We start from the raw sequence: 13,928 nt of genomic DNA, 5'->3' as shown, positions 1-13,928 counted from the left end.
ACATAATATTCTATGTTTGATTGTTTTACATAATAATTGTTTATATGTTTAATTGTTTATATGTTTTAGGAACATGAAATGCGTTGATATATAAGGGATTCTGGCACATAACTATAACAAAAATGGTTAGAAAGATAACAAATTCGGTTCTAACTATAACAAAAATGGTTAGAAAGATAACAAATTTGGTTGTCTAACTATAACAAAAATGGTTAGAAAGATAACAAATTTGGTTCTAACTATAACAAAAATGGTTAGAAAGATAACAAATTTGGTTGTCTAACTATAACAAAAATGGTTAGAAGGATAATTAAATTGGTTGTTTAACTATAACAAAAATGGTTAGAAAGATAACAAATTTGGTTGTTTAACTATAACGAATTTTAAAGGTATTAGTTTTTATATCAAAAACTCTTGTTAATCTTTAATTCACATAATTATATTATGGACTATGAATATAATTAATTACAAAATTTAGTCATAAAACTTCCAAAATTAATCTGTAAAAATAACATATTTGGTTATAAAAAAAAGCAACTATAACAAAAGTGATATATTTGTTATAGTTAGTGTATCAATAGAGGACGTATGGAAAGGACGTATATAAATATGTCTATAAATCAAGATTTGCAGATTAAAGAGAATAATATTGTTTCTAAATCAAATACTTTGATTGAAGCAAATTCTCGCTTAAATTTAGTTGAACAAAAGATGTTACTTTGTTTAGCTAGTAATATTGAACCGAATGATCGGGATTTTAAAACATACACATTCCCAATTAAACAATTTCATGATCTACTTGGTTTGAGTGGATCTATCAAATATACGGAGTTAAGTAAAATAACAAAAGAATTATTATCTAAAGTAATTGAAATTCGAGCAGGAGAAGAACTGATACAAGTATCTTGGCTTTCTTCCGCAATTTACAATAGGAATAAAGGGACAATTGATATGCGTTTCGATCCTTTATTAAAGCCGTTTTTAATAGAATTGAGTAGCAAGTTTACAAGCTATAGATTGGCCAATGTTGTTAAATTGAAAAGTACATATGCTATACGTATTTATGAACTACTTAAGCAATATGAGGACTTAAAAGAACGTACAATCAGTCTTGAAAATTTAAGATATTACTTAGATGCGATGGATGTATACCCTAACTATGCAAATTTTAAGCAACGTGTGTTAAAACCTTCTCAAAAAGAATTAAATCAAAAAACAGATATTTCTTTTGAATTTGAAGAAATTAAATTAGGTAGGAAAGTACAAAAAATTAGATTTATTATTCGTAGCCAGAAAAAGAAAGATCCCGATTTAATTCATTTTGAAAAGAAATTAGATAAATTTCAACAGCCAAATACATTTGAACAAAAAATCAAGAGATTTGAAGAACGGTGTAAAGAAAAAGTATTTCCTAAAGTATTTAAGAAATGGGAAGAGCATAAAGAAATTGTATTGGAGATAATTGAAGATATCCGTTTTCGTACAGATATTGATTCCCCAATCGGTTATGTAGAATTTATTCTAAATAGCCGATTAAAAGAACTGTCCGAAAATGAAATAACAAACACAAGTAGTCAAATTGAAAATAAATCTCATAATAATAATGTACTAGAGATTGATAACATTATAGATTCAGTTATCAGTAAATATTCAACATCTACCGGAGCTGTAGCTACATTTTTAGTTGAAAGTTCAGCAATTGAGGAATTAGTCAAAGTAGTTACATTAGAAGAAGCTGAAGTTATTTGGAAAGATCATGAAACGTTTGTCATGGATAAGATTTATGAATACATTAAAAAGAACAGTAGAAAGAAAAGATACTAGTGTTACATGAAAAAAGTTCTTTTTACAAAAAAGAACTTTTTTAAAATAAGGCAAGTTGTTCTTCCTCATTTTGCATACTAATTTTCACTTTATATGTATAATACTTACCCATTCTATTCTTTATCTCATTTTCCACTTGCTGTATAGCAGCATCGGGTGTATTTGCTGTAATGTATACAATATCGGGTTCATATACTTCTCCATTTGGAGATATAATTGTAAATTCTATTGGGTATTTTTCCATAATTCTCATTCCTTCTTACATTTTAATGCTATAAAAGATATCCTAATACACATATGGCACATATAACACTACTTACCACAATAATAAAAGCCATTATCCTAAATAACAAATGTCCAAGGTAATAAAATCCTAAACATATAAGAGCGATAATCAACAAGATTCCTGTAGTTTGCAGAATGACTGCTTTAAACAAATACAATAAAATTAAGATAATTATCAAAAGCGAAAAGGATTTTAAAATCATAGTTCGCTTTTTTTGTTTGCTTGCTTGTAATTCCATAAATTCACCACTTTCATTGTATAAATGTATGCATTTGAAATACAAAAATGGAGTACCTTCTCTAATAAGTAAGCACTCCACCATGTCATTATGCATCTTGTTGTTTTTTGCTTCTTTTCATAGAAATACTACTTTTAAAATTCCTTTTAGAGAATTATTAATTTGTCCACTTATTTATATCTATATTTCTTTCTATAGGTTTATTCACTGGGTCTTCTTGAGTTTTTTCTTCTGATTTTTCCATATGAACATCTTCCAGCTGATTCTTTTCATTTGCGGTTCTGGATGAACTTTCAACTTTTTCAACTACATGACCCTCTTCTGGCTGTTTATACGTTAAAGGTGATTTGGAAGGTAGACCTCTTGGGATATCCCCCTGTAGCATGCCTTTTGCACTTAACAAGTCTTTAGCCATTCCAAGCTTTATTTCTTCGTTATCTACACTTTGTGTCCCGTATAACGATATAAAATGTTCTAACACCTTTCTTGTAGCTTCATTAGGGTTTTCCTGTGATTCTATCCAAACAAATAGTTCTGGACATCTTTGACGCATTTTCTCCGATAATGGAATTTGAATCGCTTTTGGTTTAGCCATCATAATCACCTATTTTACTTGTTCTTTTTGAAGTGCAATTGAACTAAATACTGTCATGCCTTTTACATTCATTTCCGTTGCATTCTTAGGATTAACCCATAATATTTTAATTTTTTTAGAATCACAAATTTCTTTTAAATCCTCGAAAAGATTTTCTTTTAATTGAATACTTCCACCGCCATAGACAACAACGACCTCTACATCATATTTTAAGTCTTGTAATTTAGTTTCCGCAGTATCTAACACTTCATCAGCTAAATTAAATTTTGCTCTTGCTAAGAATTTTTTAGCATCTTCATAATATTTAGGATGCTCTTCTTTTAGATATCCGGCAAACTCTTGTCTTTCTATAGAGAAACCCCATTCATCTTCAAAATCTTTTTTAGCACGTTCAATCGCATGACCTATACCATGTCTTTCTCCCGAACTGTGGTCATTATCATAATCATAACCTTTTGTAACAACATATTCTGTTGTTCCATCACCAATATCTATGTGAAGAAGACGCTTTTCTTGGAAGTATTCACCTGTTATATCTTTCATATCATACGTTTCTTTAAACTCATTAAATATGTCATCATTTCTATATTTCCCATTACCATCCTCGATTAAAGCAAATAGAGCAATAGTTCCTTCTTGTACAACAATAACTTTTTCAAATTTCAAAGTTACATAAACTCTCAAATCACCAACAGTTACCGTTACATGGTGACTACTATTTGTAAATCTTTCTGAAAGTTGTTTTGCTTTTTCTTTCGTCCATTCACTAGCTGGTAAAGCTGTAACCATTGAAACATTTGCTTCTATATTTGTGCCTTCTTCTAAGAAGTTCTGATCTTTAAACATATCTTGAACCGAACGACAAGCGATTGCACTAACTGTTGTCATAATTGTAGTATCTTGTTTATGCTTACCACGGTTTGATCTAATGTTAAGATTCTGAAGATCCTCACCAGAGCGAATAGCACGTTCTCCAACAAACACCCTTTGGGCTACTTGCCCTTTTAAAGCTGATGAATTAACAGTAACATCCATATTATGAATTAAGCCATGCACTAATTCTTCAATTTTTTTATCTTGCGGAACAGGCTCTTTATACACATAACTATACGTGTTTGGAAATTTCATCATTTCTCCATTAATCGTAATCTTTTTCTCGGAATTCCCATTATCATCTTCTACAAAATAATTGAATTTCATTTATATTACCCCTTTCTTATTGAAAAGAATTTATTTTTAATCATTTTAAATTACCTTAATTATATTTTACCGTAACTAGTCACAGAAAGCAATGTAAAATAAATAATAATAAATCATTTTAAATTAAAATGATTTATTATTATTTAAAATGATTTATTATTAATATTTTTTTAATTCCAGTTATATAATTGAGTCAAAATGATTTATTTTAAATTAAAATAAATCATTTTGACTGTGTGCTATTTCCAAAATTCCCACCACCTTTTTTCCTTTTGTTTATTTTGAGATGCTACTATAAGTTGTTTAGTTTCTTGAATCTCTCTAACATGTGTCAATAGTAAAGAATCTCGTTCGTTGTATCTGTTCTCCATGCGTTCTAACCGTTCGGCATTCATTAATTCAATACGTTCGAGCTGTTGAATTTTTTCTTTTAGTAATATCTGTTCTTGAAGTAATTGTTCTATAAAACCTTTAGGCAAAGTCATTACGTTCTCTGATAGAACGCTAGGCGTTCTATTATCGTCTTCTAGATCATTATCCGTTTCAACTTCAGCCAAAGGAACAGATAAGACAACCTTCACCGCACCATCAATACTCATTCCAGCCTCTTGGATCAGCTTTTTCATCTGTTCCAGTACTTTAATATCTTTTTGAACAAAGGCACGACTATTTTTTGCGCCTTTTACAAAAGAATATTGTTCCTGTTCTAATGCTATACACCATTTCCTAAGCGTACTTGTACCTATTTCTAAGCGTTCGGCAACATCTTTCGTCCAAAATGAGCGTTCTTGCAACTGTTCACCCTCCTTTAATTTTTATATAGAACGCTTCCACACTAATTGTTAAAACTCCTATACTTTAGATTTATTTCTAAATAAAAAGAATCCCTAAACTTCGTTAAAAATTGCTAATTTAAATTAAAATGTATGCATTTCCCATAAAAAATAAAATAATGGAGTATGAAATGTGTATCAAATTGTAAATGTATAGGGAAGTTTTTGGGGTTCTTGTAACTTTGCTGTAATTATTATAAGTAAAAAGTATATCCTCCCTAAAGAGTGACAAATTTCACTATTTAAAATACAACTTAAAAATGAAAATGAAGATGAAGATTACTTATTTAATAAATCTTGTTTTAAAATAGTAAAACCAATAAAAACATTAGAATTTAAATTTTGAGTTTTATCCTTACTCTCACAAGAGTTTCAAAGTTTTATCTTAGTAAATTTCAAAGTTCATTCGTCAGTTAAAAATAGAACATTCAGATTTTAATGGATGAAAATTTTGCAGGTTAAAAGTTCGAAAAATAATATGAATTACTGGAAAATGAGCATTGTTTTTGAAGATTTTTATGTAGGAAAATGATAGGAAGGTTACAATCAAAAAAAGGACACGAGAAATAGCCTTGCTATGTAAGGGTTTTTTGAGCAAGGCTAGATTATATTGTGTTTTTTAAAAAATTAATTGTTCTCTTCAAAAAATTTATAAATAACTAATTTACTATCACTCTTTTTACCAATGAGTGATAGTTTCTTTTGAACATCACTGTTTCTACGCTCTTGATTAATCTTAAGTTTTTGACCAAACATTTTTATAAAGTGAGCTGGAGCGCTAATATCAGCTTTATTACTGTAAAACCATTCGACACAGTCCTTAAAAGCCCACTTCGCAGATGTACCCATACTATCCATATCTGGGGGCAACCTTAATGCAATTGTGTACGCATCATTTTCAGATAGGTATGTTACCCCTTGACTTAAAATGTAGTAATACGCTTTTTTTTGATCGGCACTCAAATAATCGTTTAAGTCTTGTAATCTATTGTATTTTTCTTTTGCTTCATGATCCACAGCAGGTTTTGATTGTTCTTCAATGTTGAAAAGATCTAGGGAAGATAAAGTTTCTAATTTGTTTTTTTGCATATCATCATGATCTGTTACAACAGTTTTTTTACTAATCTTGTTCTTTAAAAATCTAGTGAAAGTAGAGCAAACATCAATTGCTACAGCCCATTTTATCTTGAAGTATTCAATGATTTTTAAATAGTTATTATGTATGGTTAAGATGTAAACGGAGGGAGCAATCTTTCCGTGCCGTCTTACTTTTATTTGTTGGCATACTCCTAAATCTTGTAACCAATTAAACACGTAGTTTATAACAGGCTTTGAAATGCCAGATTTTTTGCTGATACGATCTTGTTTAACTTGGCTATATCCTTCTTGTACCAAATAAGATAAAACAGTCTCTAAGGCTTCATATTTTCTTTTGGTAAGGTAATCTTTTGTGGTAGCTCCTTCACATTCTAGGACAATGCTATCAATATAAGTAATAATTTTCTTAATTGATTGATTGATAGCCCCATGATTTTTGGATAAGTGATGGATGTGGGGACTTAGTTCCGCTTTTGCTCGACTAAGCAAAAAGTTTTGCAACAACACTGAAAAAACCTCCTATTTTTTCCACCGCAAATAAAAAGGAAAAACAGAGGTTTTATATTCACATTGTATATGCATTATGATATAATTTTAATATCAAGTATGATACTAAAGAAAAACACATATATTTATAGTGTGAATTAAAACCCTATCTTAGGAGTTTTTAATTGGTTCAGGTCGCCAAACTAGAAGCCAATTAAAAACTGGGCGGTGGGGTTTTATTTTTTTGTTTTTTTTTCTAAAAACTTTCGTTCAAAGATAAGTTATTTTTATTTTACAATTGTATGTGAATAATATCAACACCCTAAGTTCATATTTAAAGATTAGGTACAAAAATAGGAGTATTTTCATATCTTTTTACGTTTAATAGACAGAAAATTCAGAATATATTTGAGCAAACACTTGTTTCTGGGTAATGTGGTATAATTTTCTTACTTATATGTACCTTTCTGAATATTCGTGAAAAAAGACGAGGTGAAAATACATGAAGAAATTAGCCAAAGAAATTGATGATTATTTATCATCTAAAAATAGGACATATACTGATCTTGCAAAAGAAATTGGAGTTGCTAAATCTACAATTTCTAATTGGATTAACAAGGACAAAGAAATATCTGTATATACTTTTTCGAAAATCGCCTATGTCATTTTTTCAAATGATAAAGATAAACAAGAGCAAAAAATTATTGACTATTTAGGTACCTTAGACGATAGATTTAACATAAATGTAAAGGTTGCATTTGCACTTGCTCACTTGAACGATCACGTATTATTAATGAAATATCTCTCTGGAATATGTAAAGAGAGCAAGGATTTAGAAATGAGACGGTTTGCAGAAGTTTTTAATTTATATATTGATCGTTTGACAGGGAAAAATGTCAGAGAAGTGTACTTGAATATTCAAAAAATCAGAAATTCTAATGCGGATGTAGAAATCTTTTGTGATATACTGAGTATGTTAATCCTTTGTGATTTAGGGGACTTTGGATTAATGGAAGGTTATAAGGCCAGAGTCGAGAATAACATAATGGATGATAAATTAGTAACCAATACTTACTTAAAGAGTTTGTACGGATTTTGGGTAAAAGAACTTTGGAGCTATTCAATATTAAGGAAAGATAATTCTCTACAATTTGTAAGAGAAAATGGAGAATTAAGAACATATAAGGATATAAATTTCTTCCCTGTTATGGAAGCGCTATTGAATATTAGGAGTGGAGAAAACCTTATGTTTTCTGATTATAAAAAATCTTTATATTTCTTTCGAGAAGCATTAAATGTATTGAAAGGTGCTAAAGGTAGCTTGAAATACAATATAGCTCTAAATGATATTAACTTCATTAGAATCTTTTGGTGGAAAGATCTAAATAAAATAGATTTTGATAAACTTCACCCGGCTGAGTATGCATTATTTTTAATCAAAAAAGGAAAATATCAACAAGCGATAAGTATACTTGAAGAGATTAGATTAAAAAAGAAAATGTTAACACCACTTCAAACGTGCTATTTAGGAATGGCTAAAAAAGATATACATTTAATTAAGCAATCTATTGATATGTTTAAAGTAAATAATGATTTTTTGTACGTGAAATTTGCCGAAGTAATATATAATGAATATACAGAAAATGTAATATAGTTGCCAAGGGATGGTGAAAAAATGGTGAGAAAGTTATACGTATTAATAGTAGTCGCTATACTATTATTACCCGTAGTGAATAGTTCACTAAGTTCACTAGGTAAAATGGAAACAGAACAGTACTCCCAACAAGCTAAAAGTTCCGGGAATCAATATACGCTGTATAGAATGAGAGTTGACCCTGGTGGTGGTGGGTAATTTCTCCATTTTCTATTAAACTTTATATTTTTACAAAAGACATCGTTTTGAACGGTGTCTTTTGTGATTTTATAAACTGTTTTATAAATCCCCAGGCGGGGGATTGTGAAACTTTTGTGTTACTTTTCACAATACAAAAACGAAAAATGGAGGGATAACAATGGGGAGAATGGGGTTAAGTGTAAATGAATTAGTGGAGATTGTGAAAGCAATTGATTTACAAACTTTTAGTGAGATTATGGAGTTATGTGCGAGTTACGAACAAGAGGAATAGGAAAGTCTCTGGAAGGAGATTCCCTATTCTTCTTGTTCAACTTGCTTTTTTAATTGGCTAGCATATTTTAATAATTCTTCTTCAATACGAGGTTTATGTTTATCTGGTACACTCATATATCGTTCATAGAGTAGTCTAGCTAAACGTTCAACTGGATCTTCACCTTTAATACTTTTTAGGAGGTCTTCATCCGGAATTTCATTTTTTAATAAAGAAGGGACACTGACATTTAAATAATTAGCAATTTCCTCTAATTTATTTAAGCGTGGTGTTTTTTCTCCAGTTTCCCAGCTAGATACAGTTCTATATGTAGTATTTAAATCTTCAGCCATTTCTTTTCGGCTTACTCCTTTTATAGCTCTTAATTTTTTTATGTTTTTCCCTACAATATTTTCATCGATTGTCATTTTAATTATCACTCCAATTTCGCAATTTTGCATAGTAAAATAAGGTTTTTATAAAAAATAACACTAAAAGTGTTAAAAATATGAACTTTAAGTGTTGACTTTCGGCTCAAAGACTAATAAACTGTAAATAAGGGGGTGAGACATTTGACAGTTTTAAGAGAATTTCGTGAATCAAAAGGTTATACAATTAATGAGGTTTCTACAGGTTCTAAAATTCCAGTTAGTACTTTGTATGATGTTGAATCGGGTAGAAAGGGTTTAATTTCTAGTCGAGCAAAAAGCATATCGGATTTTTTTGGAGAACCAGTCGAAAACCTTTTTTTGGCAACATATTATCGAGCAAAGTTGGAATGAATTATTTTTATAAAAAATAATTATACATTTATATTGTAAATGAACAATCTATAAAAGATACAATTTTATAATTATTTTTTAAAAGATAAGGTCCGAATTTTTTGTTTTAATATCTGATCTTTGAAAACTGCATATCATTTGAGGGAGCTGTTAGTATGTTGAAACGATCGTATCAAACGTTACTCATTGTAATGAGTATGCTTCTAATTGTCTTAAGTTTTGTATTTCCACTTACGAAAGCGAGTGCTGAAGTCATTAATCGTGAAAAATATGAAATGAATTGGAGTTTTAGTCCCATGTACGGGAAAGACCTACGGACAGAACTATTGAAGAATGCGAATGGGCAAATTGCGTATTGTTTAACTTATGGAAAATTAAGTCCCAACGGTAATGACCTTCCAGAGATGGGGCGCACAGATGATGTTGTGTACCGAGTTCTTCTAAATGGATATCCGCAAAAGAGTCCAGAAGAATTAGGAGTTTCTAACTGGAAAGAGGCGCATTACGTGACACAGCTTAGTGTTTGGGCAGCGTTAGGTCAAATTGACATTAACGAAGTTCAGCATCGCAATGGGAATGTTGCAAGAGCCGTAAAAACGATTATTGATGGTGCGAATGCAAGCCAGGAAACACAAGACGTGTACATGAATGTAACACCAACAGACAATCAAGAAGCAAAGTTAAACGGTGAGTACTTTGAAACGACAGTGTATCAAATTGAAAGTAACGCTAAGAACGGAGTATTTACCGTTCAATTAGCCAATGCACCGAATGGAACGAAAGTTGTTTCAACAAGTGGTGAAGCAAAACAACAATTCAATTTAGGAGAACAATTCCGTATTTTGATACCGAAATCCTCTCAAACAGGCAATTTTTCCTTAAAAGTAACATCTAATCTTTCTAATTTACAGGCAATAGCATATCAAGGAACTGATAAAGTCCAGGATGCAACAGTCCTTTTAGAAAAAAATGAGGAAAAGGTGAGTGCCGATCTACAAGTAAACTGGAAATCCCTTGGTGGATTGAAAGTTGTAAAAGTGGGAGAACAAAAAGAATTGCTACAAGGTGCAGCATTTGAAGTCATGAACAGTGCAAATGAAAAAGTAGGCACAATGACTACAAATGAGCAAGGTTCAGCAAGCCTTTCTGGTTTAGAAATCGGAACTTATACTCTTAAAGAGGTAAAATCACCTACTGGTTATGTACTAAATGGGCAGCCACAACAGATTGAAGTGAAAACAGGCGAGGTTGCTACGATTACAGTCCAAAACGTAAAAGTAAAAGGAAACATTGAGATTAAGAAATTAAGTGATAGCGGAAAAACTCTTCCAAAAGTAGAGTTCACAGTGTATACAGCAGAGGGAAAAGAAATCACAAAAACAACTACAAATGAACAAGGGATCGCACAAGTGAAGGATCTTCCATATGGAAAGTATTATTTTGTTGAGACAAAAGGGGTAGAAGGATACCTTCTTAATCAAACAAAATATCCATTCGAGATTAAAGAACAAGGAAAAACACTGAGATTTACGGTTGAAAATAAAGAAGTAAAAGGAAACGTGCAACTTCTAAAAGTAGATGGAGAGAATCCAGATAAAAAATTAGAAGGTGCGGTGTTCATTCTTCAAGATAGTAAAGGTAAGAAAATTAGTGAACACAAAAGTGATAAAAACGGTTTGATTGAAGTAAAAGACTTACCATTTGGAGCATACTCATTTGTTGAGAAGCAAGCACCAACTGGCTATGTTTTAACGAAAGAATCTATTCCTTTTAGTATCTCGGAACAAGGAAAGACAGTCATGCTAACAGCGAAAAATAAGCAAATCACAGGAGAGTTGGAGATTAGCAAGGTAGATATTGCGGATGGCAACAATAAGCTTCCAAATGCTGAATTTACCATCTTTAACGAAAAAGGTGAAGAAGTTGTAAAAGGAAAAACGGATCAAAACGGCATTTCGGAATTTAAGCTTCCATATGGAAAGTACACATATAAAGAAACATTTGCACCAGAAGGATATTTACTAAATGAAGAAATATTCTCTTTTGAAATTAAAGAGGATGGTCAAATCATTAAGCATACGGTGAAGGATCAGAAGAAACCGACACCACCAACACCAGAGACACCACAACCAGAACAACCACAAAAACCAGAGCAACCAGAAACACCACAACCACAGGTACCGGAACAACCAAAAGTAACCGAAAAACCTGTCATTCCACAACTAGAGCAACCACAACAGATTGTTATGAAACCACAACTAGAACAAACATCAAAGAAAATCGAAACGTATCTTCCGACAACAGGCGGTAAAGCTGAAAATCCATACATAAAATGGATTGGTCTTGTATGTGTCGCACTTGGCTTAATTGGAGCTGTATTTGCAGTAAGAAATCGAAAAAAAGCTCAATCGTGAAAGGACTAATAGTATATGACAAAATACCAAGCTCATTTTAGTAAAGTAGACGAAAATCCGTTAGGCTTTGCTATTGGATTTCGTAATGCATGTATACTCGTAATTCCCATTTGGACAGTTGTTTTTTTGATAGGGAGCAAGATATAAGAAACCGAGAGGGAGATGAAATGAGATGTCAGAAATCCACGTCGGTAAAACGAAAAAATTAGGGAAACTTGGGGAAGACGTTATGCATCGCAAGAGTGCTTGGTTGCCTGAAGAATTGATGCAAGCAATTTCAATCGCTCAAACTGTAATGAAACCATTAAAGCAACCTGATTATTGGATAGAATCCGCTACAAAATTATTGGCAGGAAGTATTTTGTATCTGGATCAACGACATAAAAATCTATATTACCTAGATGTGAAAAAAGTTATTGAGTTCACTGAAAAAATATATGAAAGTGAAGCGAACTTGGTAGAAGTAGTAAATTCGCTTGAGAATGAGCATCCAGCTTATCCTATCTTCCATGAGCTAGGTCTTTATTCAAAAGAAACAAGGGATGCGATAACTATCACTTTGCTATACATTCTTCAAAAACATCAACGTGAAAAGCAAGGGGAACAAAAAGAGTATTTTTGGTTTCAGTAGTAGTCATAAGAGGGAAATGAAATAGGAAGGAGTACAATACATGTTAGGCGTAGCTAAGAAGTATACAAAGGTGATTAGGGCGTTGAAAGAGATGAATGAAAGGGAAAAGGTTGCAGGTGTGATAAAAGCTCGATTTGGGGCGTATAAATCGGTCATAGAAGGTGTAAAAGAAACAAATGATGATTTTATTTTCATTTTTGATCCGAAAGGTATTTTTTTTGAAGACACATACAAAGAGAAACAAGAGCAAGGGTATCGCATACTGAAGCATGATTTACTGGCTGGTTATGAAACGCTTCAAATGGATATAAAGCAAAAATCGGTTGTGTATATCAGTGTAGAAACGGAAACAAGTACGTATCAAGATAGAGGAGAAGCATTATCAAGTTTTCTTCTGTATCTAACAGAATGCAAGAATATAAGACCAATTCACCTGGTATTTCATCAATATGATTTGTACCCGATCCCTCATATGGAGCAGTTTTTAAAAGATAGCGCAACTTACCACATTCATCATTCAATCGTAGTTGAATCTCAATCCGCATTACAGCAGATATACGGAAAAGAGGCAGCACAACGCATTATCACTTCGTACAACACAACAATCCTAGCATGATATGAAGCACTCGTTCACTATTTCATCCTATCTAGATGGCTAGAAAACTAGACAAGGGAGAAGCGTTTTTCTCCCTTCTGTATCAAAAATAGGAGGCGTTCATATGGGAAAAGAACAAAGGCTCACATTCTATGATATTGCCGCATCACAAGCTCATAGTGTCAAAACTTTTGATGGGAAAACATACGAACTGAAAGGTGCCATCGCAATTGAAAATAGCACTGGAAGCATCGAAAAGGTAGCTCAAATTTATTATCAAGTGCGTTCGGTTAGAGATGAACATCAAAACTTAATTGCCAAACGGAAAAATAAAAAAGCAGAGTTAGTAGCTGTAAAACAAAAGTGTAAATAAAAAAAGCGATTTTGAAGTGTGCTGAGAACATAGCACAAAGTAATTTGCTCTTTGACAATTTAGATATATATTGCGTATCTTTTTCTTTCAGTAATGATGTAGAAGGATGATATACGGCTTTCAATATATATGCGTGCCTCCCCTCAAAAGGTCACTAGAGGGGGTAGGTATACGATTATCGTTGGGTGAGTAAGATCGTAAAACTCATCTGTGACCACTGGGAAATGCATTGTATCAAAGATCTGTTTGTGTCAGTACTCGTGAGGAATATCCCATGTTGACATTCTGAAGAAGCGACGAACATCACAAACGGTAGATACATAAGGTTCTACGTTCACGCCAAAATACGTAGTGCGGTATTGGGCATATAGAAGCTAGGTCGGGATTGGTCTCTATACGCATACCAATACAGGGTTCGTCATTCCAGCCATAAATGATATTTCCATTTTCTATCCCACTTTCCTTTAA

Annotated in this window: 14 protein-coding genes; 8 read left to right on the top strand and 6 right to left on the bottom strand. The window is 31.9% G+C overall.

Annotated elements, in window-relative coordinates:
- Positions 1 to 609 precede the first annotated feature (609 nt).
- A complete protein-coding gene (locus BWGOE10_RS28235; protein WP_070145960.1) occupies positions 610 to 1,824 on the top strand; it encodes a replication initiation protein in 1,215 nt (404 codons plus the stop codon).
- 40 nt (positions 1,825 to 1,864) lie between these two features.
- Here the strand turns inward: BWGOE10_RS28235 and BWGOE10_RS28230 are convergent, their stop codons facing one another.
- The 5 genes from BWGOE10_RS28230 to BWGOE10_RS28205 form a co-directional block, all read right to left on the bottom strand.
- The gene (locus tag BWGOE10_RS28230) at positions 1,865 to 2,068 is read right to left on the bottom strand and encodes a hypothetical protein (protein WP_070145959.1); all 204 of its coding nucleotides are present in this window, start codon (positions 2,066 to 2,068) and stop codon (positions 1,865 to 1,867) included.
- A 437-nt stretch (positions 2,069 to 2,505) separates the two neighbouring features.
- Positions 2,506 to 2,943, bottom strand: a complete 438-nt coding sequence (locus BWGOE10_RS28220) for a hypothetical protein (protein ID WP_236736020.1) — start codon at positions 2,941 to 2,943, stop codon at positions 2,506 to 2,508.
- A 9-nt stretch (positions 2,944 to 2,952) separates the two neighbouring features.
- Positions 2,953 to 4,143 (bottom strand): ParM/StbA family protein, encoded by a 1,191-nt coding sequence (locus BWGOE10_RS28215; RefSeq protein WP_070145956.1) that lies wholly within the window; start codon positions 4,141 to 4,143, stop codon positions 2,953 to 2,955.
- 239 nt (positions 4,144 to 4,382) lie between these two features.
- Positions 4,383 to 4,937 (bottom strand): DUF3967 domain-containing protein, encoded by a 555-nt coding sequence (locus BWGOE10_RS28210; protein WP_070145955.1) that lies wholly within the window; start codon positions 4,935 to 4,937, stop codon positions 4,383 to 4,385.
- Positions 4,938 to 5,603: 666 nt separating this feature from the next.
- Entirely contained in the window at positions 5,604 to 6,581 is a 978-nt protein-coding gene (locus BWGOE10_RS28205; RefSeq protein WP_070145954.1) for a Replicase RepFR55, read from the bottom strand.
- Positions 6,582 to 7,062: 481 nt separating this feature from the next.
- Between BWGOE10_RS28205 and BWGOE10_RS28200 the strand changes: the two genes are divergently transcribed.
- Both BWGOE10_RS28200 and BWGOE10_RS33055 read left to right on the top strand, forming a co-directional pair.
- Positions 7,063 to 8,214: an AimR family lysis-lysogeny pheromone receptor gene (locus BWGOE10_RS28200; RefSeq protein WP_070145953.1), complete on the top strand. Its 1,152-nt coding sequence runs from the start codon at positions 7,063 to 7,065 to the stop codon at positions 8,212 to 8,214.
- 21 nt (positions 8,215 to 8,235) lie between these two features.
- The gene (locus BWGOE10_RS33055; RefSeq protein ID WP_171903157.1) at positions 8,236 to 8,412 is read left to right on the top strand and encodes a hypothetical protein; all 177 of its coding nucleotides are present in this window, start codon (positions 8,236 to 8,238) and stop codon (positions 8,410 to 8,412) included.
- 297 nt (positions 8,413 to 8,709) lie between these two features.
- Here BWGOE10_RS33055 and BWGOE10_RS28195 read toward each other — a convergent pair whose 3' ends face one another.
- On the bottom strand, positions 8,710 to 9,093 hold the full coding sequence (locus BWGOE10_RS28195) for a helix-turn-helix domain-containing protein (protein ID WP_070145952.1): 384 nt from the start codon (positions 9,091 to 9,093) through the stop codon (positions 8,710 to 8,712).
- A 144-nt stretch (positions 9,094 to 9,237) separates the two neighbouring features.
- On the opposite strand from BWGOE10_RS28195, the gene BWGOE10_RS28190 reads away from it, so the two are divergent.
- The 5 genes from BWGOE10_RS28190 to BWGOE10_RS28170 all read left to right on the top strand — a co-directional run bounded on the left by BWGOE10_RS28190 (position 9,238) and on the right by BWGOE10_RS28170 (position 13,460).
- Positions 9,238 to 9,447 (top strand): helix-turn-helix domain-containing protein, encoded by a 210-nt coding sequence (locus BWGOE10_RS28190; RefSeq protein WP_002193588.1) that lies wholly within the window; start codon positions 9,238 to 9,240, stop codon positions 9,445 to 9,447.
- 155 nt (positions 9,448 to 9,602) lie between these two features.
- Positions 9,603 to 11,861: a thioester domain-containing protein gene (locus BWGOE10_RS28185; protein ID WP_070145951.1), complete on the top strand. Its 2,259-nt coding sequence runs from the start codon at positions 9,603 to 9,605 to the stop codon at positions 11,859 to 11,861.
- A 172-nt stretch (positions 11,862 to 12,033) separates the two neighbouring features.
- On the top strand, positions 12,034 to 12,492 hold the full coding sequence (locus BWGOE10_RS28180; RefSeq protein ID WP_070145950.1) for a TRAG family protein: 459 nt from the start codon (positions 12,034 to 12,036) through the stop codon (positions 12,490 to 12,492).
- A gap of 40 nt (positions 12,493 to 12,532) precedes the next feature.
- Complete coding sequence (locus BWGOE10_RS28175; RefSeq protein ID WP_070145949.1) at positions 12,533 to 13,108, top strand: TraM recognition domain-containing protein; 576 nt, start codon at positions 12,533 to 12,535, stop codon at positions 13,106 to 13,108.
- Between the two features lie 103 nt (positions 13,109 to 13,211).
- On the top strand, positions 13,212 to 13,460 hold the full coding sequence (locus tag BWGOE10_RS28170) for a hypothetical protein (RefSeq protein ID WP_016128127.1): 249 nt from the start codon (positions 13,212 to 13,214) through the stop codon (positions 13,458 to 13,460).
- Positions 13,461 to 13,928: the final 468 nt, after the last annotated feature.

Source organism: Bacillus mycoides (assembly GCF_001757995.1).
Classification (GTDB): Bacteria; Bacillota; Bacilli; order Bacillales; family Bacillaceae_G; genus Bacillus_A; species Bacillus_A mycoides_B.
Note: the sequence above shows the minus strand (reverse complement) of the source record. Positions and strands in the feature narration are given on the sequence as shown.